Source organism: Enterobacter sp. 50793107 (assembly GCF_001463365.1).
Taxonomy (GTDB): Bacteria; Pseudomonadota; Gammaproteobacteria; order Enterobacterales; family Enterobacteriaceae; genus Enterobacter; species Enterobacter cloacae.
In genome coordinates this window covers 17,729-39,642 of sequence record NZ_LNII01000166.1, presented here as the reverse complement: position 1 = coordinate 39,642, position 21,914 = coordinate 17,729, and the positions used below count along the sequence as shown (strand labels likewise).

The 21,914-nt window shown below is 56.5% G+C and carries 21 protein-coding genes; 11 read left to right on the top strand and 10 right to left on the bottom strand.

Features of this window, described 5'->3' with window-relative positions; translation table 11 throughout:
• The first annotated feature begins 25 nt into the window (after positions 1-25).
• The 3 genes from rpe to trpS are packed head-to-tail and all read left to right on the top strand — an operon-like array spanning position 26 to position 2,454.
• The gene (gene rpe / locus APU11_RS23550; protein WP_008503032.1) at positions 26-703 is read left to right on the top strand and encodes a ribulose-phosphate 3-epimerase; all 678 of its coding nucleotides are present in this window, start codon (positions 26-28) and stop codon (positions 701-703) included.
• Positions 696-1,457: a phosphoglycolate phosphatase gene (gene gph, locus APU11_RS23545; RefSeq protein WP_038981450.1), complete on the top strand. Its 762-nt coding sequence runs from the start codon at positions 696-698 to the stop codon at positions 1,455-1,457. The genes rpe and gph overlap by 8 nt, the downstream gene beginning before the upstream one ends.
• Entirely contained in the window at positions 1,450-2,454 is a 1,005-nt protein-coding gene (gene trpS, locus APU11_RS23540) for a tryptophan--tRNA ligase (protein WP_058650507.1), read from the top strand. Before gph ends, trpS begins: the two co-directional genes overlap by 8 nt.
• A 145-nt stretch (positions 2,455-2,599) precedes the next feature.
• On the opposite strand, the gene APU11_RS23535 is transcribed toward trpS, so the two are convergent.
• The 4 genes from APU11_RS23535 to nirB all read right to left on the bottom strand — a co-directional run bounded on the left by APU11_RS23535 (position 2,600) and on the right by nirB (position 7,291).
• Positions 2,600-2,770, bottom strand: a complete 171-nt coding sequence (locus APU11_RS23535; protein ID WP_008503029.1) for a YhfL family protein — start codon at positions 2,768-2,770, stop codon at positions 2,600-2,602.
• A gap of 145 nt (positions 2,771-2,915) precedes the next feature.
• Positions 2,916-4,289 (bottom strand): siroheme synthase CysG, encoded by a 1,374-nt coding sequence (gene cysG, locus APU11_RS23530; RefSeq protein WP_045902142.1) that lies wholly within the window; start codon positions 4,287-4,289, stop codon positions 2,916-2,918.
• Between the two features lie 135 nt (positions 4,290-4,424).
• Positions 4,425-4,751: a nitrite reductase small subunit NirD gene (gene nirD / locus APU11_RS23525; RefSeq protein ID WP_013099065.1), complete on the bottom strand. Its 327-nt coding sequence runs from the start codon at positions 4,749-4,751 to the stop codon at positions 4,425-4,427.
• A complete protein-coding gene (nirB, locus tag APU11_RS23520) occupies positions 4,748-7,291 on the bottom strand; it encodes a nitrite reductase large subunit NirB (protein ID WP_013099064.1) in 2,544 nt (847 codons plus the stop codon). The genes nirD and nirB overlap by 4 nt, the downstream gene beginning before the upstream one ends.
• Before the next feature lie 241 nt (positions 7,292-7,532).
• Between nirB and APU11_RS23515 the strand changes: the two genes are divergently transcribed.
• Positions 7,533-8,834, top strand: coding sequence for a cytosine deaminase (locus tag APU11_RS23515; protein ID WP_029882157.1), 1,302 nt, complete (start codon positions 7,533-7,535; stop codon positions 8,832-8,834).
• Between the two features lie 18 nt (positions 8,835-8,852).
• Here APU11_RS23515 and tsgA read toward each other — a convergent pair whose 3' ends face one another.
• Positions 8,853-10,037 carry an MFS transporter TsgA gene (gene tsgA, locus APU11_RS23510; RefSeq protein ID WP_013099062.1) on the bottom strand — a complete coding sequence of 395 codons (1,185 nt, stop codon included), beginning with the start codon at positions 10,035-10,037 and terminating at the stop codon, positions 8,853-8,855.
• Positions 10,038-10,315: 278 nt separating this feature from the next.
• Between tsgA and ppiA the strand changes: the two genes are divergently transcribed.
• The 4 genes from ppiA (at position 10,316) to APU11_RS23490 (ending at position 13,479) form a co-directional block, all read left to right on the top strand.
• A complete protein-coding gene (ppiA, locus tag APU11_RS23505) occupies positions 10,316-10,888 on the top strand; it encodes a peptidylprolyl isomerase A (RefSeq protein WP_013099061.1) in 573 nt (190 codons plus the stop codon).
• Between the two features lie 105 nt (positions 10,889-10,993).
• The gene (locus APU11_RS23500) at positions 10,994-11,578 is read left to right on the top strand and encodes a putative adenosine monophosphate-protein transferase Fic (protein WP_013099060.1); all 585 of its coding nucleotides are present in this window, start codon (positions 10,994-10,996) and stop codon (positions 11,576-11,578) included.
• 30 nt (positions 11,579-11,608) lie between these two features.
• Positions 11,609-12,172 (top strand): aminodeoxychorismate synthase component 2, encoded by a 564-nt coding sequence (gene pabA / locus APU11_RS23495; protein ID WP_038981460.1) that lies wholly within the window; start codon positions 11,609-11,611, stop codon positions 12,170-12,172.
• An 86-nt stretch (positions 12,173-12,258) separates the two neighbouring features.
• Positions 12,259-13,479, top strand: a complete 1,221-nt coding sequence (locus APU11_RS23490) for an aspartate aminotransferase family protein (RefSeq protein ID WP_014833535.1) — start codon at positions 12,259-12,261, stop codon at positions 13,477-13,479.
• Here the strand turns inward: APU11_RS23490 and APU11_RS23485 are convergent.
• Entirely contained in the window at positions 13,476-15,563 is a 2,088-nt protein-coding gene (locus APU11_RS23485; protein WP_058650506.1) for a YccS/YhfK family putative transporter, read from the bottom strand. The genes APU11_RS23490 and APU11_RS23485 overlap by 4 nt on opposite strands.
• Before the next feature lie 57 nt (positions 15,564-15,620).
• Positions 15,621-16,253, bottom strand: coding sequence for a cAMP-activated global transcriptional regulator CRP (gene crp, locus APU11_RS23480; protein WP_000242758.1), 633 nt, complete (start codon positions 16,251-16,253; stop codon positions 15,621-15,623).
• Between the two features lie 310 nt (positions 16,254-16,563).
• Here crp and APU11_RS23475 point away from each other — a divergent pair, with 310 nt between their 5' ends.
• Positions 16,564-16,968: an OsmC family protein gene (locus tag APU11_RS23475; RefSeq protein WP_058650505.1), complete on the top strand. Its 405-nt coding sequence runs from the start codon at positions 16,564-16,566 to the stop codon at positions 16,966-16,968.
• A 66-nt stretch (positions 16,969-17,034) separates the two neighbouring features.
• Here APU11_RS23475 and APU11_RS23470 read toward each other — a convergent pair whose 3' ends face one another.
• Genes APU11_RS23470 through APU11_RS23460 form a run of 3 tightly spaced genes read right to left on the bottom strand, consistent with a single transcriptional unit; the run spans position 17,035 to position 19,172 of the window.
• Positions 17,035-17,904 (bottom strand): phosphoribulokinase, encoded by an 870-nt coding sequence (locus tag APU11_RS23470; RefSeq protein WP_013099054.1) that lies wholly within the window; start codon positions 17,902-17,904, stop codon positions 17,035-17,037.
• A gap of 30 nt (positions 17,905-17,934) precedes the next feature.
• Positions 17,935-18,153, bottom strand: coding sequence for a YheU family protein (locus APU11_RS23465; protein ID WP_013099053.1), 219 nt, complete (start codon positions 18,151-18,153; stop codon positions 17,935-17,937).
• A complete protein-coding gene (locus tag APU11_RS23460; protein ID WP_045295038.1) occupies positions 18,150-19,172 on the bottom strand; it encodes a hydrolase in 1,023 nt (340 codons plus the stop codon). Before APU11_RS23460 ends, APU11_RS23465 begins: the two co-directional genes overlap by 4 nt.
• A 228-nt stretch (positions 19,173-19,400) precedes the next feature.
• Between APU11_RS23460 and mdcA the strand changes: the two genes are divergently transcribed.
• Together mdcA and APU11_RS23445 are read left to right on the top strand one after the other, a co-directional pair.
• Positions 19,401-21,056 carry a malonate decarboxylase subunit alpha gene (gene mdcA / locus APU11_RS23450; protein WP_013099050.1) on the top strand — a complete coding sequence of 552 codons (1,656 nt, stop codon included), beginning with the start codon at positions 19,401-19,403 and terminating at the stop codon, positions 21,054-21,056.
• On the top strand, positions 21,056-21,913 hold the full coding sequence (locus APU11_RS23445; protein ID WP_013099049.1) for a triphosphoribosyl-dephospho-CoA synthase: 858 nt from the start codon (positions 21,056-21,058) through the stop codon (positions 21,911-21,913). Before mdcA ends, APU11_RS23445 begins: the two co-directional genes overlap by 1 nt.
• The last annotated feature ends 1 nt before the right edge of the window (position 21,914 follow it).

Here is a 21,914-nt window from a genome sequence, read left to right as displayed (position 1 = left end):
GTAAACACATTTCAAGGAGATGCGGATGAAACAGTTTTTGATTGCTCCCTCAATTCTGTCGGCCGATTTTGCCCGCCTGGGTGAGGACACTGCTAACGCGCTCGCCGCGGGTGCGGATGTCGTCCATTTCGACGTTATGGATAACCACTACGTTCCTAATCTGACCATTGGCCCCATGGTGCTCAAGGCGCTGCGTAACTACGGTATTACCGCGCCCATTGACGTCCATCTGATGGTGAAACCGGTTGACCGCATCGTGCCTGATTTTGCCGCGGCGGGCGCCAGTATCATTACTTTCCACCCGGAAGCGTCTGAACACGTTGACCGCACGCTGCAGCTGATTAAAGAAAACGGCTGTAAAGCGGGCCTGGTCTTTAACCCGGCAACGCCGCTGAGCTATCTCGACTATGTGATGGATAAGCTGGACGTTATCTTGCTGATGTCCGTTAACCCGGGCTTTGGCGGGCAGTCATTCATTCCTCACACGCTCGATAAACTGCGTGAAGTGCGCCGTCGTATTGATGAGTCAGGTTATGACATCCGTCTGGAAGTGGATGGTGGCGTGAAGGTGAATAACATTGGTGAAATTGCGGCTGCGGGCGCGGATATGTTCGTTGCAGGTTCGGCAATTTTCGACCAACCGGATTACAAAAAAGTTATAGATGAAATGCGCCGCGAGCTGGCGAAGGTAAGTCATGGATAAATTGCAGGCAACCCGGGGTATTGCATTTGACCTCGATGGCACGCTGGTTGACAGCGCGCCGGGCTTAACGAGCGCCGTCGACCAGGCGCTGTATGCCCTTGAACTGCCCGTCGCGGGCGAAGATCGCGTCGTGACGTGGATTGGTAATGGCGCAGATGTCCTGATGGAGCGCGCCCTGACGTGGGCTCGCCAGGAGCGTGCGTCACAACGTTCCGCACAGGGTAAACCGAGCGTTGATCACGCGGATATCCCGCAGGAAGAACAACTGCGTATTCTGCGCAAACTGTTTGACCGTTTCTACGCAGAAACCGTTGAAGAAGGCAGCTTCCTGTTCCCGGACGTGAAGGAAACGCTGAGCGCGCTGAATGCGAAAGGCATTCCGTTGGGGCTGGTTACCAACAAGCCGACGCCGTTTGTTGCGCCATTGCTGGACGCGCTGGATATCGCGAAATACTTCACCGTGATTGTGGGCGGTGATGACGTACAGAATAAAAAGCCGCACCCGGAACCGCTGTTGCTGGTGGCAGGAAAATTATCCTTAACACCTGCTGAGCTGCTCTTTGTCGGTGATTCACGCAATGATATTCTGGCTGCCAGAGCGGCGGGTTGTCCCTCCGTGGGGTTAACCTATGGCTACAACTACGGTGAGGCCATTACCCTGAGTGAGCCGGACGTCGTGTTCGATCGCTTCAAAGATTTGTTGCCCGCACTCGGGCTTTCATACAGTGAACATCAGGAATTGAAAAATGACTAAGCCCATCGTTTTTAGTGGCGCCCAGCCGTCAGGTGAATTGACCATTGGTAACTACATGGGTGCGTTACGTCAGTGGGTTAGCATGCAGGATGACTACCATTGCATTTACTGCATTGTGGATCTGCATGCTATTACCGCCCGTCAGGATCCTGAGAAGCTGCGTAAAGCCACGCTGGACACCCTGGCGCTCTATCTGGCCTGCGGGATCGATCCTGAAAAGAGCACCATCTTCGTTCAGTCTCACGTGCCGGAGCATGCACAGCTTGGCTGGGCGCTGAACTGCTACACCTACTTTGGTGAACTGAGCCGCATGACGCAGTTCAAGGATAAATCCGCGCGCTATTCCGAGAACATCAACGCCGGTCTGTTTGACTATCCGGTGCTGATGGCGGCTGACATTCTGCTGTATCAGACTAACCAGGTGCCGGTGGGTGAAGACCAGAAGCAACACCTGGAGCTGAGCCGTGATATCGCCCAGCGCTTTAACGCCCTGTATGGCGAAGTGTTCAAAGTGCCAGAGCCATTTATTCCAAAATCTGGTGCACGCGTGATGTCGCTGCTGGAGCCGACCAAAAAGATGTCCAAGTCTGACGATAACCGCAACAACGTTATCGGCCTGCTGGAAGATCCGAAATCGGTGGTTAAAAAGCTCAAGCGTGCCGTGACCGACTCCGACGAGCCGCCTGTTGTGCGCTACGATGTACAGAACAAAGCGGGGGTTTCCAACCTGCTGGATATCCTCTCCGGTGTGACCGGCCAGAGCATTCCTGAGCTGGAGCAGCACTTTGAAGGCAAGATGTACGGCCACCTGAAAGGCGAAGTGGCGGATGCCGTTTCCGGTATGCTGACCGAGCTGCAGGAGCGTTATCACCGCTACCGTAACGATCAAGCCTTCCTGCAGAAGGTGATGAAAGAGGGCGCTGAAAAAGCCAGCGCGCGCGCGTCAGAAACCCTGAAAGCGGTGTACGAAGCGATTGGGTTTGTGGGTAAGCCGTAGGTAAAAGCAAAACGGTAACGACGTTACCGTTTTTAGGGTTTGTACCCTCTCCCTGTGGGAGAGGGCCAGGGTGAGGGCATCAGGCCGCACTTTTCTAAACAAAAAAACCGGGGAATCCCCGGTTTTTTTACACCTGTAAAACAGCTTACTGCTGTGCCGCCGGGCCACAACCCCCGATGATCTTCGAAATGGAGATCGCCGGGTGCAGCAGGTAATCGTAGCTGCAGTTGTTTTTGGTGTTTTGCACGTGGCCAGTGCAGGCCGTCAGAGTCGATAACAGGCCTACCAGAACGGCAGCTTTAGCCAGTTTGAACATACGCATTCCTTGTCTTAAAAAAACTAAATTGGATGTAACACGAGGGAATAAATGGAAAAGTTCCATTTCGCGGGAGGTATGTTATCGACAGCAGTAACAGGGGAGTAGTCCGGTTAAGGACTACTCGAAGAAGGGAGAATATGCGCTAGTGATTTGAGAACCAGTTGAGTTTATCGCGCAGCTCGACCACGCGGCCGACTATTATCAGCGCCGGGCTTTCAACCTGCTGCGCCAGCTCACCCAGCTGTGTCAGCACGCCATTTACCACGCGCTGCTTAATGGAGGTGCCGTTTTCCACCAGCGCGACGGGCATATCCGCTTCCATGCCGTGTTCCAGTAATTTCGCCTGGATCGTAGCGGCCTGATTCAGCCCCATATAGAAGACCAGCGTCTGCTTTTCGGCGGCCAGGTTGTGCCAGTCCAGTTCGCTGCCGGTTTTCAGGTGCCCCGTCACCAGACGCACGCTCTGCGCGTAATTACGATGGGTCAATGGAATGCCGGAGTATGCCGAACAACCGGATGCCGCCGTAATGCCAGGCACCACGGAGAATGGAATACCTGCGTTGCACAGGGTTTCCAGTTCCTCGCCGCCGCGACCAAAGATAAACGGATCCCCGCCCTTCAGGCGCACCACACGTTTTCCTTTTTGCGCTTCCCGCAGCAGGATCTGATTAATCTCTTCCTGCGGCACGCAGTGATAACCCGCACGTTTACCCACAAACACCCGGTCCGCATCGCGACGTACCAGATTCATGATCTCATCGGAGACCAGACGGTCATACACAACCGTATCGGCCTGCTGGATCTGCTGGAGTCCTTTCAGCGTCAGTAATCCCGCATCGCCGGGGCCTGCGCCTACCAGCACCACCTCGCCACGATGATCCAGCGGTTCAGAGAGTAACTGCTCGGTCGTCTCTTCAACCGCCTTCACGTCCTGATTGGCCAGCGACTGGGCCAGCCGGTCATTGACGAAGAATTTTTCCCAGAAGCGACGGCGCTCGCCCACGGTCGCGAAGGTTTGCTTCACTCGTGAACGCAGTTGCCCTGCATAGTGGGCAATTTGCCCAAGATGTTGCGGCAGCAGTGCTTCCAGTTTTTCCCGCAACAGGCGGGCGAGAACCGGCGAGCGGCCACCTGACGACACCGCAATCATCAGCGGTGAACGGTCGATTATCGACGGCATGATAAAGCTGGCTTCTTTCGGCGCATCCACCACGTTGCAGAATATACGGCGCGCTTCGCAGGCATCGCTGACGCGCTGATTCACTTCATCGTCATCCGTCGCGGCAATAGTCAGCCAGCAGGTATCCAGCAGGGACTCGTTAAACTCCCCCTGATTCAGCGTGAGCATCCCTTCCTTCGCCCAGGCTTCAAACTGTGGTGCGAAGGCGAGGGCGTTAACCGTAAGACGGGCTCCTGCCTCTAACAGCAAGCGGGCTTTGCGTTCAGCCACATCGCCGCCACCCACAAGCAGGCAGTCGCGATGGCGTAATTGACAGAAAATCGGCAGGTGGTCCACGACATTACCTCACAGCATTCATGGAGGGGGTAAGAATTGACGTCAGAATAACAGCAGGAATCGCCGGAAACATACGGTTTTTCCTGCCGTTACCCATAAGGGGTCATAAGCCTTTCCTATAGGAAAGGCGGGGGGTTAGGCTTTTAACTGCACCTGGCCGTCCTTCACGCGAACGTCGTAGTGCTTCACCGAGTAGCTTTCATCTTCCATGCACAGTCCGTCGCTTAAACGGAAACGCTGTTTTTTCAGCGGACTGGCGACCCACAGTTCACCCTGATGCTCGGCAATCAGCCCGCGGGAGAGGACGCTGGCCTCAAAAAACGGGTCGATATTGCTGATGGCAAAAACCTGTTCGTCGTGGCGAGGGCGGAAAATCGCGACCTGCTCGTTTCCCAGCAGCGCACAGACGCCGGTTGCCGGCAGAATGTCGTTAATGTTGCAGATGTTTACCCACTGGCTCATGCGTTTTCCTCCACCAGCGTCACCGGAATACGTTCATAAGGTGTCGCCGGACGATGCTGTTCGCGCTCTGCTACTACCTGCACGTTCGGGTCGCGCTGGGTGCTGTTGATGAAGTGTTTGAAGCGTGTCTGTGCCGCTGGCGTGTTGACGGTTTCCGTCCACTCGCAAATCACCGCCGCGCGCAGGCGCGCCATCTCGGCTTCCAGATGTTCGTTAAGCCCCAGCTTATCGTCGATGATGACCGACTTCAGGTAGTCGATGCCACCCTCCAGATTATCCAGCCAGGAAGCGGTACGGGTCAGTTTGTCGGCGGTACGGATGTAGAACATCATGAAGCGGTCGAGATACTGAATCAGCGTGTCGTGGTCAAGATCGGCCGCCAGCAGGTCAGCGTGGCGTGGTTTCATCCCGCCGTTACCGCAGACGTACAGGTTCCAGCCTTTCTCGGTGGCGATGATCCCCACGTCTTTCCCCTGCGCTTCGGCACATTCACGCGTACAGCCGGAGACGCCGAACTTCATTTTGTGCGGGGTACGGATGCCTTTGTAGCGGTTTTCCAGCTCGACGCCGAAGCCCACACTGTCGCCCACGCCGTAGCGGCACCAGGTGCTGCCCACGCAGGTTTTCGCCATGCGCAGCGCTTTGGCATACGCGTGACCGGTTTCGAAGCCCGCCTCAATCAGCTGACGCCAGATCTCCGGCAGGTCATCTTTCTGTGCACCAAACAGGCCGATACGCTGGGAACCGGTGATTTTGGTGTAGAGGTTAAATTCACGCGCGATACGGCCCACGGCCACCAGCCCTTCCGGGGTGATTTCACCGCCCGCAGAGCGTGGGATAACGGAGTAAGTCCCGTCTTTCTGGATATTTGCCAGGAAGTTGTCGTTGGTGTCCTGCAGCGGCGTATGTTCTGGTTTGAGGATGTACTCATTCCAGCAAGAGGCCAGCAGGGAGCCGACGGTCGGTTTACACACTTCGCAGCCATAGCCCTGGCCGTGCTTGGCCAGCAGTTCGTCGAAGGATTTAATGCCTTCCACGCGGATCAGGTGATACAGCTCCTGGCGAGAGTACGCGAAGTGCTCGCACAGGTTGTTGTTCACTTCGATGCCCTGTTTCGCCAGTTCGGCGTTCAGCACCTGAGTGACCAGAGGAATACAGCCGCCGCAGCCGGTCCCGGCTTTGGTTTCCGCTTTCAGCGCCGCAACGGTGTGACAGCCTTTGTTGATGGCGGAGATCAACATGCCTTTGGTGACGTCGAAGCAGGAGCAGATCTGCGCGCTGTCCGGCAGTTTATCGACGCCGATAGACGGCTTGCCGCTGGAAGCGTGCGCCGGGAGGATCAGCGCGTCCGGATTCTCCGGCAGTTCGATGGCGTTCAGCACCAGTTGCAGTAGGTTGCCGTAGTCGCTGGTGTCGCCCACCAGCACCGCACCGAGCAGGGTTTTGTTGTCTTGGCTGACGATCAGGCGTTTATAGATCTCTTTGCTCTCGTCGAGATAAACGTAGCTGCGCGCGCCCGGCGTGCGGCCATGCGCATCGCCGATGCCGCCCACGTCCACGCCCAGCAGCTTCAGCTTGGCGCTCAAGTCCGCGCCTTCGAAGGCGTTTTCGTTTCCGAGAATATGGTCAACGGCGACCTGCGCCATTTTGTAGCCCGGCGCCACCAGACCGTACACGCGGTTATTCCAGCTGGCACATTCGCCGATAGCATAGATATCCGGGTCGGAGGTCTGGCAGGTATCGTTCACCATGATCCCGCCGCGCTGGGCAACCGCCAGACCGCACTGGGTGGCCAGCTTGTCGCGTGGACGAATACCGGTGGAGAAGACGATAAAGTCAACTTCGAGCTCGCTGCCGTCGGCAAAGCGCATGGTTTTACGCGCTTCGGTGCCTTCCTGCACAATCTCTTTGGTGTTTTTGCTGGTATGGACTTTCACGCCCATGCTTTCAATCTTACGGCGCAGCTGATCGCCACCCATGTGGTCCAGCTGTTCGGCCATCAGCATCGGGGCAAATTCGATGACGTGCGTTTCAACGCCGAGGTTTTTCAACGCTCCGGCTGCCTCCAGACCCAGCAGGCCGCCCCCGACCACCGCGCCGCGTTTACTGCGACGTGCGCAGGATTCGATGGCGTTGAGATCTTCAATGGTACGGTAAACGAAGCAATCCTGCGTTTCCGAACCTTTGATAGGCGGGATCCACGGATATGAGCCAGTCGCCATGATCAGCTTGTCGTAAAAAACCGTACGGCCAGCGCTGGAGTGGATCACTTTCTCCTGACGGTTGATGGTGATAGCGCGTTCGCCCACCAGCACTTTTACGCCATGCTTCTCATAGAAACCTTCACGCACCAGAGAGAGCTCTTCGGCGGTATGATGGGAGAAGTAGGAAGACAAGTGCACACGGTCGTACGCCTTGCGGGGTTCTTCACAGAACACGGTAATATCGAACTGCTCAGCGCTGGCTTTATCGAGAAGATCCTCAATAAAGCGGTGGCCGACCATGCCGTTACCGATGATAGCGAGTCTGACTTTGCTCATTTTTGCCTCGATTTCTTTTCTATTACTGCCTACCTTAACGATTCAGCAGGGGCACTTATTGATGCAAATCAAATACGCCTTCGCCTACTCCCTAGGTGGTAGATGTATGATTTGTCAGGATTTTTATAAGTTATGGAAATCGCTGGCTTTTCGTTGTCGTCGATTTTATGTACAAAAAGAGTGGCTATTTTTGGAAAAACAGGTACTCCTTAATTTCAGCCGCGTTTTTCAGGGGAAAGGTATGTCTACAACACCGCTTTGGCTTGTGCAGAATGTTCGTTTACCGGATCGCGAAGGGCTGTGGCAGATCGCCATCGAGAACGGTCGGTTTGGTGCTATCACGCCCATGGACGAGACTCACAGCGAAAGCTATGAGGTCTTGAATGCCCGCGGCGGACTTGCCATTCCACCGTTTATTGAGCCGCATATTCACCTGGATACCACGCAGACGGCGGGCGAGCCACACTGGAACCAGTCCGGCACGCTGTTTGAAGGGATTGAACGCTGGGCGGAGCGTAAGGCGCTGCTCAGCCATGAAGATGTCAAAGCGCGCGCATGGAAAACGCTGAAGTGGCAAATTGCCAACGGGATCCAGTTTGTCCGCACCCACGTGGATGTCTCCGACCCGACGCTTACCGCCCTGAAGGCGATGCTGGAGGTTAAACAGGAGGTCGCCCCGTGGGTGACGCTGCAAATCGTGGCATTCCCGCAGGAAGGCATTCTCTCTTACCCGAACGGCGCGGCGCTGCTGGAAGAGGCATTAACGCTGGGCGCGGATGTGGTGGGTGCCATCCCGCACTTCGAATTCACCCGGGAATACGGCGTGCAGTCCCTGCATATCGCTTTTGACCTGGCGAAGAAATACGACCGTCCGCTGGATATTCATTGTGATGAAATCGACGATGAGCAGTCCCGCTTTGTGGAGACGGTCGCCACGCTGGCCTATGAAGCTGGCATTGGCGCGCGGGTCACGGCCAGCCACACCACCGCCATGCACTCTTACAACGGCGCGTACACCTCGCGGCTGTTCCGCCTGCTGAAGATGTCGGGCATTAACTTTGTGGCGAATCCGCTGGTGAATATCCACCTGCAGGGGCGTTTTGACGACTATCCGAAGCGTCGGGGCATTACCCGCGTGAAGGAGCTACAGGCGGCGGGCATTAACGTCTGCTTTGGTCATGATGATGTGTTTGATCCATGGTATCCGCTCGGTACCGGCAATATGCTGCAGGTGCTGCATATGGGGCTACATGTTTGTCAGATGATGGGCTACCCGCAAATTGACAGCGGCCTGAACCTGATCACCCATAACAGCGCCCGCACGTTTGGCCTGAGCGATTACGGTATTGAGACGGGTAACCCGGCGAACCTGGTGATTTTGCCTGCAGAGAGTGGGTTTGAGGCGGTACGCTGTCAGGTGCCGGTGCGCTGGTCCATTCGGCAGGGGCGGATTATTGCCACCACGCAGCTGGCGCAGACCTGGATCCAGATGGATAGCGGGGGAGAAGAGATAAGTTTTGCCAGAAACAGCCCCTCTGCGTAGCGCAGAGGGGCGCAGGGATTAGTGCGACGCCGCTGCAGCGTTATGCTGGCGGTGGCGGGTTACAAAGCCCAGGATGAAGCACATGATGAACACCACGGCGTACAGGCCGTTAGCGGTGTGCAGCGCCGCCAGCGGACCGCTGTGGGCGACGATCGGGCCCGTCACCACAAAGGTCAGCATGGTGCCGATGGTGCCGCAGGTCAGTACGAAGTTCACCAGCTTCGGCGAGGCCACTTTGGTCTGCAGGGAGCCCAGGGTGATGATCGACGTATAAATGGCGCTGGAGAAGAAGCCCAGGGTCAGAATGAACCACGGCATGTGGTCCGGGGAACCGTTGATGAACAGATACATCAGCACGGTAGCCAGGCCTGCCAGCACGGTCAGGATGCGCTGCAGATCGAAGAAGCGCAGGATGAAGCTAAACGCCCACATGCCAAACATGTAAGACATCCAGAAATCGCTCACCAGTTTACCCGCGTCGTTCAGGCTCATGCCCAGACCTTTGGCGTATTCCGGCACCCAGGAGATAAAGCCCAGTTGACCCAGGATGTAGCACAGTGCGGCAATGGAGAGGAACAGTACGCCGATACCCCATTTCTCTTTCGCCACAGGCTCTGCCGTGGTCTGTGCTTTTTTACCCAGAACCGGGAATTCGCAGCCGAAGGTCAGGATGAAGATGGCCACGTAAACCAAGCCGATACAGGCGTAGACCCAGTACCACTCAATGCTGCGCGCCAGCAGAACGGCCGCGACCATCGGGAAAATCATCCCGGCCATGCTGAAGAAGGAGTCGGTAAACAGCAGGCGCGCGCCGCGCTGACGGCCTTCATACATATGGGTAATCAGGAAGGTACCAATCGACATGGTGATCCCGCTGACCAGACCGAGCACGAACATGGCGGCGGAGAACAGGGCGATGCTGTGGCTCAGCATCAGACCCGCCACGGCGGCGACCATCAGCACAAAACCAAAACGCAGCTGCGTTTTCAGCGGAACAATTTCCATCAGCCAGGCATTCAGGAAAATGGAGATCAGGATCCCCGCGTTGAGGAAGGTGAAGGTGTTACTCATGCTGGAAACGGGCAGCTGGAAGTAGTCTGCGATATTTCCCATCACCATCCCGGTGACGATCACCAACGCGCCGGTCAGGGCGTAGGAGAAGAAGCTGATCCATGTGAGCTTGATACGATTGCTGTTAGTCATGTCTGGCCTGTTCAGGAAAAGAAAAGCGCCGGATAGGCGCTGAGAGCGGGCAGATTTTAGTCGTGAAAGTGATCCATTCATATCTTTTAAAGAAAATATGAGCTTCATTGCAGGTTTTTATGTGATCGCGATCACATAAAATTGCGTCATAACCAATCGTTTGCGCGGTAACAACTGTTTCAATTTCGTAAAATTAGGTAAAAGGCTGGTCTCCGTTCATACTGCTCTTTAGAATCAAGCCATTCGCTTTTTATACTGCGCTTTGTTAAGGAATTCTCATGCTCAAATCAACACTGGCGGCTGTCGCAGCTGTGTTTGCTCTTTCTGCCGTTTCCCCGGCTGCGCTGGCAGCAAAAGGGGACCCTCATGTTCTGCTGACCACCTCCGCAGGGAATATTGAGCTGGAACTGAATAGCCAGAAAGCCCCGGTTTCTGTGAAAAACTTCCTCGACTACGTAAACAGCGGCTTTTACAACAACACCACCTTCCACCGCGTGATCCCAGGCTTTATGGTGCAGGGCGGCGGTTTCAACGAGCAGATGCAGCAGAAACAGCCGAATCCACCGATCAAAAACGAAGCGGACAACGGCCTGCTGAACACCCGTGGCACCATCGCCATGGCGCGTACGGCGGATAAAGACAGCGCTACCAGCCAGTTCTTTATCAACGTGGCGGATAACGCCTTCCTCGACCACGGCCAGCGTGACTTCGGCTATGCGGTGTTTGGTAAAGTGGTAAAAGGGATGGACGTGGCGGACAAGATTTCTCAGGTACAGACCCACGACGTTGGGCCATACCAGAATGTACCATCCAAACCGGTCGTGATCCTCTCTGCAAAAGTACTGCCGTAATCCTCTTTGACACGGGCGCGTCTCGCCCGTGTTGTTAGCCCTCCCTGCGAAAGCGCGTTTTGCTGCTTATACTTTGGCAAACGGACATATTCAGGGAGGCGTTAAGTGAAAAAACTCACCGATAAGCAAAAATCCCGTCTCTGGGAGCAGCAGCGTAACGTCAATTTTCAGGCCAGTTGTCTCCTTGAAAAGGGTCATGGTCCTTCAGATCCCCAGATTGAGACGCTGGAACTTGGGCCTTCAGCGCCTGGGTTGCCCCATCTGTGCCTTATTCACCGCCATCTGTATCGCAGAGAGATGAAACGGGCAGGTGAATACCGTACGGACGATATTTTCAAAGGGGACATTCCTTTTTGCCATTTCGAATACATTGAGAAGATGGGCAATGAATTGATGTCGGCACTGGAAAGCGACCGGTACCTGGTGGGTCTTCAGAAAGAGGAGTTTATCGAGCGGATAAGTCATTACTATTGTGAAATCAATATGCTGCATCCTTTTGCGAGCGGTAATGGCATTGCGCAGCGCGTTTTCTTTGAACAGCTGGCGATCCATGCGGGTTACCTGCTGGACTGGCGCGATATCGATCCTGAGCAGTGGGTCGCGGCTAACCAGAGCGGCGCAACGGGAGATTTGTCCGCCCTGAACGCTATCTTTGCCAAAGTAGTGAGCGAAGCGCGGGAATCTGAGTAGAATAGGGCGGCATTTTTTTCGGGAGCCGCCATGATTCTGCTGATTGATAACTACGATTCCTTCACCTGGAACCTTTACCAGTATTTTTGTGAACTGGGTGCAGAGGTGGTTGTCCGCCGTAACGACGACATCAGCCTGACCGAGATTGACGCGCTGGCCCCAAAGAAAATCGTTATCTCGCCGGGGCCGTGTACCCCATCGGAATCGGGAATCTCTCTGGATGTGATCCGCTACTACGCCGGCAGGCTGCCGATTCTTGGCGTCTGCCTTGGCCATCAGGCCATCGGGCAGGTGTTTGGCGCCACCATCGTCCGTGCTGCCAGGGTGATGCACGGTAAAACCTCACCGGTTACCCACACCGGCACGGGCGTGTTTAGTGGGTTAAATAACCCGTTAACCGTCACGCGCTACCATTCTCTGGTGATTGACCCGCCGACGCTGCCCGACTGCTTTGAGGTGACCGCCTGGAGCGAGACGCAGGAGATCATGGGCATTCGCCATCGTGAATGGGATCTCGAAGGGGTGCAGTTCCACCCGGAGAGTATTCTCAGCGAACAGGGGCACCAGCTGCTGGCTAATTTCCTTAATCGCTGAATATCTGTTGCCTTGCTGTGATTTTTTATGCATATTTTGTGATTATATTTTCACAATCAATGTGACATAAAATGGATGGTCATGACATGGCAACTGAACAATCTGCAATTACCCGCGCGACATTCGATGAAGTCATTCTGCCGATTTATGCACCGGCCGAGTTTATCCCGGTAAAGGGAAAAGGCAGCCGCGTCTGGGATCAGCAGGGGAAAGAGTACGTGGATTTCGCCGGGGGGATTGCGGTGACGGCGCTGGGGCATTGCCATCCTGCACTGGTCGAGGCACTGAAAACCCAGGGCGAAACCCTGTGGCACACCAGCAACGTCTTTACCAACGAACCGGCGTTGCGCCTGGGGCGCAAGATCATTGACGCGACTTTCGCCGAGCGCGTGCTGTTTATGAACTCCGGGACCGAAGCCAACGAAACCGCCTTCAAGCTGGCGCGCTACTACGCTTCCACACGCCACAGCCCATACAAAACCAAAATCATCGCTTTCCATAACGCTTTCCACGGTCGTTCACTGTTTACCGTTTCCGTTGGCGGCCAGCCGAAGTATTCCGACGGCTTTGGTCCGAAACCCGCCGATATCATTCATGTGCCGTTTAACGATCTGCATGCGGTGAAAGCGGTGATGGATGACCATACCTGCGCGGTCGTGGTTGAGCCGATTCAGGGTGAAGGTGGCGTGACGGCGGCAACGCCGGAATTCCTCAAAGGGCTGCGCGCGCTGTGCGATCAGCATCAGGCGCTGCTGGTGTTTGATGAAGTCCAGAGCGGGATGGGGCGTACCGGCTCCCTGTTCGCCTATATGCACTACGGCGTGACGCCGGATATTCTGACCAGCGCCAAAGCGCTCGGCGGCGGCTTCCCGGTCAGCGCGGTGCTCACCACCCAGGAGATCGCTTCCGCGTTCCACGTCGGCTCACACGGCTCCACCTACGGTGGAAACCCGCTGGCCTGCGCCATCGCCGGTGCGGCGTTTGATATCATCAATACGCCGGAGGTATTAAGCGGCGTTCAGGCGAAGCGCGAGCTGTTCGTGAAACATCTGCAGCAGATCGACGAAACGTACGACGTCTTCAGCGAGATCCGTGGCATGGGACTGCTGATTGGCGCAGAGCTGAAGCCGCAGTACAAAGGCCGCGCGCGCGATTTCCTGCACGCCGCTGCTCACGAAGGGGTGATGGTGCTCAACGCCGGCCCGGACGTGATGCGCTTTGCGCCGTCGCTGGTGGTCGAAGAGAACGATATTGAAGATGGATTAACCCGCTTTGCTGCGGCGGTCGCGAAGATCGTTAAAGGCTAATACTCGGTTCGTTTTAACCGCCGCGTTAACCAGATGCCGTGATGCGGACGCTGACGCCATGCCACCGACGAAATGGTGTGCATGGTGTTCAGATGCCCCAGAATGCGCTGCAGATGCTGCTCCAGGGTGCTCATTGGCCCGTGGGTGAGCGTTTCCGGCGCTTCCAGAATGTTCGAATCCCCCGATTCACCCGGCGCGTCATACTCCAGACGCTGCTGACACCGCTGCAGGGCAATCTCACACGACTGCAAATAGCGCTGCGCCAGGTCTGGCGTTAGCATGGTATGTTCACGCGCCAGCGTGGTCATCGCGTTGATATGTTCGACGATGAACTGGCTGTGCGTCACCCAGAGCTTCATATCCGCCAGATAGTGCGAGTTAAAGCCGGGCTCCTGCATCGCCTGATTCAGCGAGTTGAACAGGGCGTTATGTGCCTGGTTGACCTTCATCCGCTGATACGCCAGCGGGGAGGGCTGCGGATCGTCGCTCAGGATCAGGCGGATAGCCTGCTGGTCGGCCTCCAGCGCGTCGTGGGCGTTCTGCCTGAGCAGGCCGCTTTGCCATTGTGGCCACAGCCAGACCATACCACCAAAGGCAATCAGACAGCCAATCAGGGTATCGATAAGTCTGGCGACAATAAACTGTTCGCCATTGAGCGTAAGCAATTGCAGGGTGTATACCGCCGTGACCGTAAAGCCCACCATCGCCCAGCCGTAGTTTTTGCGGATGATCAGGTAGCTCACCAGGGTAATCAATAGCATGCCTGCCAGCGTATAGCCTTCCGGCACGTGGAAGTGCAGCGTTACGCCCGCGATAATCAACCCCGCCATGGTTCCGCCCGCCCGGTGCAGAATACGCACTCGCGTGGCGCCGTAGCCGTTCTGGGTAACAAACAGTACCGTCATTAATATCCAGTAGGGTTTGGGCAGATGCAGCGCCATGCCCATCAGGCTGGCGATGCTCAGCATCACGCTAATCCGGGCGGCGTTGCGCAGGGCGGAAGATTTAAACGAGAGATAGCTTTTAAGCGCAGGCAGCAGCGGCAGGCGCTTTTGCTTATCCGCCATCAGATCGCGGGGATAGAGCGGGCGCTGGGTACGCAGGACGCGGGCAATACGGCTGAAGTGCCAGGCGGCAAACTGGCCTACCGGGTTATCCTCGTGCTGGCGGGCGATTTTCTCCAGTGCGCCGAGCTGCTTGTCCATGTTAAAGCGGGTGGGGTAACGGTGATAAAGAATGTCGTCGGCCAGTACCCGCAGGCGTGCGGACACGGTTTGCGCGTTCCAGCGGATCACCGCTTCGGCATGGCTGCGCTCCACCAGCTTTTGCACCTCCTTCGGGTGGTGCAGGCTCACGGAGATATGCTCCTGCAGATCCAGCCCCACCTGGAAGGTGCGCAGCAGCCGTCTATATTCGTGGTTCTTGTTGGCGGCCAGCATATGCAGTTGCTGGTAGCACTGGCTTATCAGATCCACCACCTTCTGCTGGCGCGTCAGCAGCGGCGGCAGTGATTTTTCCGGGTCGGTATGCTGAGTCAGCAGCGTGTATTTGGCTTCGCAGTACTCCGCAAGCTGGACATAGAGCAGGCTCAGGGATTCACGCAGCGGCTGTTCCCGCCACAGCCAGAACCAGAACCAGTTAAACAGGCCATACCATAGCGTACCGAGGGCGTAGATCAGCAGCGGCTCCCACACTGGCATATTACCTGCGAGACTCAGGGTAAAGATGGCCGCGATGAGTGAGGCGGGCAGTAACCGCGCGTGCAGCGAACTGATTTCGGCGGTCACCCCCAGCGTCATCGCCAGCACGCTCAGGATCAGCGGCAGCGGAATATCGCGGGCCAGCAAAAGCTGCACGGCCAGGCTACACCCGGCAAACAGCGAACCGCCGATAATCAGACGTTTGAAAAAACGCTTATGCGGGGTGTCGAGACCGGCAATGTTGCAGCAGGCGGGAACCAGTGAAAACAGCAGCCCCTGCTGAAGATGCCCAAGGATCAGGCCCACGGCCACAGGAAGGCACAACACCAGCGTTTGTCGCAGTGCGTAGTTAACTTCCGGGTGATAAATCAGCCTGCGCCACATGGGGAGTAGAGACAAAAACGGCGTGACACCTTGCGATGGCACGCCGTTTTATCGGGATTAACGGGTTCCGTAAACCACGATGGTTTTACCGTGGGCGGAGATCAGGTTCTGATCTTCCAGCATTTTCAGGATACGGCCCACTGTTTCACGGGAGCAACCGACGATCTGGCCAATTTCCTGGCGGGTAATTTTAATTTGCATGCCGTCAGGGTGGGTCATAGCGTCTGGCTGTTTCGCCAGGTTCAGCAGGGTCTGCGCGATACGGCCGGTCACGTCCAGGAAGGCGAGGTTACCCACTTTCTCTGATGTCACCTGCAGACGGCGAGCCATCTGCGAAGAAAGACGCATCAGGATGTCAGGGTTAACCTGAATCAACTGACGGAATTTCTTGTAGGAAATTTCAGCCACTTCACATGCTGTCTTTGCACGAACCCAGGCGCTACGTTCCTGGCCTTCTTCAAACAGGCCCAGTTCACCGATAAAATCGCCCTGGTTCAGATAAGAAAGGATCATCTCTTTCCCTTCTTCATCTTTGATCAGCACTGCCACCGAGCCTTTGACGATGTAATACAACGTTTCCGCTTTTTCACCCTGGTGAATCAGCGTGCTCTTCGATGGGTACTTATGAATGTGGCAATGAGACAAGAACCATTCGAGAGTCGGGTCTGTTTGCGGTTTGCCAAGCACCATGCGCTGTTATCCTCTGTTATAAGCTGTCACCAGAGTCATAAGATGCATCCGGACTCTGGGGTTGCAATCGAATTCTTACCCATACCTGGGAAGTCGGCTGTCGTAACGTTTCGCAGCCAGTAAAGTTTGATGTCCTCTGCATACATGTGTAACGTCAATGTATTACTGTAGCATCCAGAGTGTTTTAGCATAGCTTTCGCCGCGTGTCTCCTGGTGTCTCGCTTCAGCATGACGCAGGTCGCCTTCCATTGCGAGAAATGTAACGCACGCGTAATCTGTCACCAAAAATGCAACGTTGGAGCTAATGAATATGCAAGCGCGCGTGAAATGGGTAGAAGGTTTAACGTTCCTGGGCGAGTCCTCGTCGGGACACCAGATTTTGATGGACGGTAACTCCGGCGATAAAGCACCCAGCCCAATGGAGATGGTGCTGATGGCGGCAGGGGGATGCAGCGCGATTGACGTGGTGTCGATTCTGCAAAAGGGGCGTCATGATGTGACCGACTGTGAAGTCAAGCTCACGTCAGAACGTCGCGAAGAGGCGCCACGCCTGTTCACGCACATTAACCTGCATTTTGTTGTCACCGGGAACGCGCTGAAAGATGCTGCCGTCTCACGCGCGGTGAATCTGTCTGCGGAAAAATACTGCTCTGTGGCGTTAATGCTGGAGAAAGCGGTAAAAATTACCCATTCGTATGAAGTGATCGAGGCGTGATTAATGGGGCATCGTGCGTGTTGATGCCCTCACCCTAACCCTCTCCTACCGGGAGAGGGAATATGATTATGCGATCTGTTTCCCTTCCATCAACCGCTGCACCAGCGGCGTCATGATCAGCTCCATCGCCAGCCCCATTTTTCCGCCGGGCACCACTAACGTATTCATGTGAGAAATAAACGAACCCTGCAGCATCGCCAGCAGCCAGGGGTAATCGATGCCGTCGAGATTGCGGAAATGGATCACCACAAAGCTTTCATCCAGCGACGGGATACTTTTGGCCGCGAACGGGTTGGAGGTGTCCACCGTCGGCACACGCTGGAAGTTGATGTGGGTGCGGGAAAACTGTGGTGTCAGGTAATTGATGTAATCTTCCATTGAGCGAACGACCGAATCCATCACCGCCTCACGCGAATGGCCGCGTTCGCTGATGTCTCGCGTCAGCTTCTGGATCCACTCCAGGTTAACGATTGGCACCACGCCGACCAGCAGATCCACATGTCGCGCCACGTCGTGATGCGGCGTCACCACGCCGCCGTGCAATCCTTCGTAAAACAGCACGTCGGTAGGTTCCGGCAGCGGCTGCCAGGGGGTAAAGGTGCCCGGGACCTGATTCCAGGGAACGGCTTCGTCGTAGGTGTGCAGATACTTGCGGGACTGGCCTTTGCCGCTTAGGCCGTACTCCTGAAACGTTTGCTCCAGCAGGCCGAAGTCATTGGCCTCCGGGCCGAAGTAGCTGATGTGTTTGCCCAAATCACGCGCTTTGCGGATGGCCATATCCATCTCCGGGCGCGTATAGCGGTGAAAGCTGTCGCCTTCGACCTCCGCCGCGCGGAGATTCAACTGGGCGAAAATCTTGCGAAACGCGAGGCTGGTGGTGGTGGTTCCCGCACCACTCGACCCCGTAACGGCAATAACCGGATGTCTGGCAGACATAGCAACTCCCTGACTGGAAAGGTTGAAAGATCAGCCGTGAAACGCGTTGCGGGGCATGATATTGACCGTCTCATGCAGTTCAGACCACACCAGCACCACGTCGCCGCTTTTAAGCTGGCGTTTAACATCGTTGACCTTTTGCTCAAGCGAGCGTTCATGTTCACCATAATCGGTGCCTTCACGCAAGACAAAGCTTTCAATCAGATTATCGAGCGTTTCGGGCGCCAGATCCTGCCAGGGGATAATCATGTTGCACCGTCCAGGTAAGGGGTTAACCAGTCAGGAATGCGCGTCTCCAGCCACATTTTCGGGCGACGCAGCGTTCCGCCGACAAACCCCACGTGACCGCCGTGCTCGGTCAGCTGGTAGTGAACGTTGTCGGGCAGAAATTCCTGTGCAGGGATGGAGTGATGATCCATAAACGGGTCATCTTTCGCGTGAATGATCAGCGTCGGCTGAGTGATCTTGCTGAGCAGCGGCATGGCGCTGCACTGACGATAGTAGTCAATGGCATCGGCGAACCCATGAATTTTGGCGGTGATCAGGTCGTCGAACTCACGAATGCGGCGGACCTTTTTCAACTGTCGCAGGCTTACTGGCAGGGTATCCGGATAGGCCTTCAGCTTGCGCGCCGCATTGGCTTTTAGCAGGTTGAGCAGATAGCGCTGATAGACCCGGGAAAAGCCTTTCTCCATGTGGTAGCTGCACTGTTCCAGCATGAAGGGGGCAGAGACAATCACCGCGGCATTCAGCGGTACCGCGTCTCCCTCTTTAGCCAGCAGACAGGCCAGCATATTTCCGCCGAGCGAATAGCCCACCGCCGCCGTCGGCACAGTGCCGAAATTATTCCGCAGCCAGTGCAAAAACCAGGTGCCATCTTCGGTTTCGCCGGAGTGATAGATGCGTTTCTGACGATTCGGCTCGCCGCTGCATCCCCGAAAATGCATCACCACGCCCAGCCAGCCGCGCGCTTTTGCCGCCTGGATTAACCCATGGGCATACGGGCTATGCAGGCTGCCTTCCAGACCGTGAAACACCACCAGGCGGGGTTTATGGCGCGCCTGTTCGGGATCTTCGCTCCAGGCGAGATCCAGAAAATCACCGTCCGGCAAATCCAGCCGCTGCCAGTGCGGAGTGAACTGCACCTTGCGGCGGATCAGGCGCGGCAGCATGGTCTGCAGGTGGCAGTTGGCCACGCCGCGCATGGGCACGAAATCAGTGCTGTCTTCGGCGGTGAGGTCGAAGTCTGAGGGAATGATTTGGGTCATAAGGGCGATGCTGATTCTTGTCAGAAATTTACTATACCTTCCGAATTGTACCCCGTTTAGCCTGGTTTTCCGAAGCATGAACTGATCCCGATCACAAATATTTACCTTGATTATTACTCTCAGGCTAATGATTCCACTCTACGCTTAATTGATGCCTTTTCCGCCAGGGTGCAGACTTTACTCAGCGTTAAGCAAATCAAAATGATGTGCTGAATCAGGAGGTTAATAATGTTATCTGGGCAAATACCCACCCGGCAATGGAACACCCGACGCAGCGAAAAAGCGCGTCGTCTGGCCTCCGTACCGGTGCAGGGCAAGGTTCTGCCAACCGGCGACCTTGTCGCCATGCTGGAAAAGCTGATCGCGCCAGGCGATAAGGTTGTTCTGGAAGGCAACAACCAGAAGCAGGCGGATTTTCTTTCCCGCTCGCTGGCCGAAGTAAACCCGCAAATTGTGCATGACCTGCACATGATCATGCCAAGCGTTGGCCGCAGTGAACATCTGGATATCTTTGAGAAGGGCATTGCCCGTAAGCTGGACTTCTCCTTCTCCGGCACACAGAGCCTGCGCATCTCCCAGCTGCTGGAGGATGGTCAACTCGAAATCGGTGCTATTCATACCTATATCGAACTGTATTCGCGTCTCTACGTCGACCTTTCACCAAACGTGGCGCTGATCGCCGGGTTTAAAGCAGACCGCAAAGGCAATCTCTACACCGGGGCAAGTACCGAAGATACTCCAGCGCTGGTGGAGGCCGCCGCGTTCCACGATGGCATCGTCATCGCACAGGTTAACGAGCTGGTGGACGACGAATGCGACCTGCCGCGCGTTGATATCCCAGGCTCCTGGATTGACTACGTGGTGGTGGCCGACAAGCCATTCTTTATCGAACCGCTGTTTACCCGCGACCCGCGCCTGATCAAACAGGAACATATCCTGATGGCGATGATGGCCATCAAAGGCATCTACGCTGAACACCAGGTGCAGTCTCTGAACCACGGGATCGGTTTTAACACCGCGGCAATTGAGCTGCTGCTGCCCACCTACGGTGAACAGCTCGGCCTGAAGGGCAAAATCTGTAAACACTGGACGCTGAACCCGCATCCGACGCTGATCCCGGCAATTGAAAGCGGCTGGGTGGAGAGCGTGCACTGCTTCGGCGGCGAACTGGGGATGGAAGAGTACATCCGCGCCCGTCCGGACGTGTTCTTCACCGGTGCTGACGGCTCCATGCGCTCCAACCGCGCCTTCTGCCAGCTGGCGGGCCAGTACGCCGTGGATATGTTTATCGGCTCAACCCTGCAGGTGGATGGTTACGCCAACTCCTCAACGGTGACCCGCGGTCGTCTCTCCGGCTTCGGCGGCGCGCCGAACATGGGCCATGATCCACACGGCCGTCGCCACGCCACTCCGGCCTGGCTGAACATGATCACCGAACCCGACCCGATGCAACGCGGTAAAAAACTGGTTGTGCAGATGGTGGAAACCTTCCAGGCGGGCGTGAAGCCCACCTTCGTGGAAAAACTGGACGCCGTTGACGTGGCGAAAGCCTCCGGCATGCCGCTGGCACCGGTGATGATTTACGGCGATGACGTCACCCACGTGCTGACGGAAGAGGGGATTGCCTACCTCTACCGGGCAAAAGATCTGGAAGAGCGTCGCGCCATGGTCGCAGCCGTGGCCGGTATCACCGATATCGGTCTGGGCGTGGATGCCAGACGCGTGGCGGAACTGCGCCAGAGCGGCAAGGTCGTGTACCCGGAAGACATGGGGATTCGCCGTACCGATGCCACCCGCTCTCTGCTGGCGGCGGGCAGCGTGGCTGACCTCGTTGAGTGGTCCGGCGGTCTCTACAACCCACCTGCGAAATTCCGGAGCTGGTAATGACACTACTGCCCCAGATTCAGGTTGAAGGCGGTGCCGAATGGTTGGCGCGAACCGCCACGCAGTGTCTGATTGACGAAGCACGCTTAAGCCCGAAACCCGGTCTGGTGGACAGTCGGGGGAACGGTGCGCACCACGATTTATCGCTTGCGCTGATGGAGCGCTCCGCGCACAGCCTGACCTCCACGTTTCAGGCGCTGGCGCAGCAAAGCTGGCAGCGTCCGGCGGATATTGCCCTACGGCAAACCGTTGGCCGCCTTGGCCGTGAAGGTGAACGGCAGATGATGATCGCCACCGACGGCGTGAATACGCACCGTGGCGCAATCTGGGCGCTGGGACTGCTGGTGAGCGCGGTGGCGATGCTGGGCGGCGATGCCCGCGCGCAAACCGTCGCTAACACCGCCGCACAGCTGGCGAAACTCCCGGACGACGCGGCACCGAAGGTGTTCAGTAAGGGGTTACGCGCCACGCACCGCTACCGCGTACCTGGCGCGCGGGAAGAGGCTCAGCAGGCGTTTCCGCACATCATGCAGCGCGCGCTGCCGCAGCTTCGCCTGAGCCGCCTCAACGGCAGCAGCGAAACAAACGCCAGACTCGACGCGTTGATGGCAATCATGACCTCGCTCACCGATACCTGCGTGCTGTCGCGCGCTGGAATGGAGGGGCTGGACGCCATGCAGAACGGCGCCCGGGCGGTACTGAACGCCGGAGGATGCGCAACGCTCGCGGGGCAGCAGGCGCTGGCGCGGTTAGATCGCCAGATGCTGACGCTCAATGCCTCACCGGGCGGTGCCGCCGACCTGCTTGCCGCCACGCTGTTTCTTGACCGTGTCGAAACGCCCTATTCAAAGCATTAAG

What these genes read in the sequence shown, in the direction of transcription:
- APU11_RS23515 (WP_029882157.1), top strand. Translation starts at nt 7,533, where the DNA reads ATGTCTACAACACCGCTTTGGCTTGTGCAGAATGTTCGTTTACCGGAT.
- nirB (WP_013099064.1), bottom strand. Translation starts at nt 7,291, where the DNA reads ATGAGCAAAGTCAGACTCGCTATCATCGGTAACGGCATGGTCGGCCAC.
- APU11_RS23465 (WP_013099053.1), bottom strand. Translation starts at nt 18,153, where the DNA reads ATGATTATCCCCTGGCAGGATCTGGCGCCCGAAACGCTCGATAATCTG.
- crp (WP_000242758.1), bottom strand. Translation starts at nt 16,253, where the DNA reads ATGGTGCTTGGCAAACCGCAAACAGACCCGACTCTCGAATGGTTCTTG.
- trpS (WP_058650507.1), top strand. Translation starts at nt 1,450, where the DNA reads ATGACTAAGCCCATCGTTTTTAGTGGCGCCCAGCCGTCAGGTGAATTG.
- APU11_RS23535 (WP_008503029.1), bottom strand. Translation starts at nt 2,770, where the DNA reads ATGTTCAAACTGGCTAAAGCTGCCGTTCTGGTAGGCCTGTTATCGACT.
- APU11_RS23485 (WP_058650506.1), bottom strand. Translation starts at nt 15,563, where the DNA reads ATGTGGCGCAGGCTGATTTATCACCCGGAAGTTAACTACGCACTGCGA.
- rpe (WP_008503032.1), top strand. Translation starts at nt 26, where the DNA reads ATGAAACAGTTTTTGATTGCTCCCTCAATTCTGTCGGCCGATTTTGCC.
- ppiA (WP_013099061.1), top strand. Translation starts at nt 10,316, where the DNA reads ATGCTCAAATCAACACTGGCGGCTGTCGCAGCTGTGTTTGCTCTTTCT.
- pabA (WP_038981460.1), top strand. Translation starts at nt 11,609, where the DNA reads ATGATTCTGCTGATTGATAACTACGATTCCTTCACCTGGAACCTTTAC.
- APU11_RS23475 (WP_058650505.1), top strand. Translation starts at nt 16,564, where the DNA reads ATGCAAGCGCGCGTGAAATGGGTAGAAGGTTTAACGTTCCTGGGCGAG.
- APU11_RS23490 (WP_014833535.1), top strand. Translation starts at nt 12,259, where the DNA reads ATGGCAACTGAACAATCTGCAATTACCCGCGCGACATTCGATGAAGTC.
- APU11_RS23445 (WP_013099049.1), top strand. Translation starts at nt 21,056, where the DNA reads ATGACACTACTGCCCCAGATTCAGGTTGAAGGCGGTGCCGAATGGTTG.
- tsgA (WP_013099062.1), bottom strand. Translation starts at nt 10,037, where the DNA reads ATGACTAACAGCAATCGTATCAAGCTCACATGGATCAGCTTCTTCTCC.
- APU11_RS23460 (WP_045295038.1), bottom strand. Translation starts at nt 19,172, where the DNA reads ATGACCCAAATCATTCCCTCAGACTTCGACCTCACCGCCGAAGACAGC.
- nirD (WP_013099065.1), bottom strand. Translation starts at nt 4,751, where the DNA reads ATGAGCCAGTGGGTAAACATCTGCAACATTAACGACATTCTGCCGGCA.
- mdcA (WP_013099050.1), top strand. Translation starts at nt 19,401, where the DNA reads ATGTTATCTGGGCAAATACCCACCCGGCAATGGAACACCCGACGCAGC.
- APU11_RS23470 (WP_013099054.1), bottom strand. Translation starts at nt 17,904, where the DNA reads ATGTCTGCCAGACATCCGGTTATTGCCGTTACGGGGTCGAGTGGTGCG.
- gph (WP_038981450.1), top strand. Translation starts at nt 696, where the DNA reads ATGGATAAATTGCAGGCAACCCGGGGTATTGCATTTGACCTCGATGGC.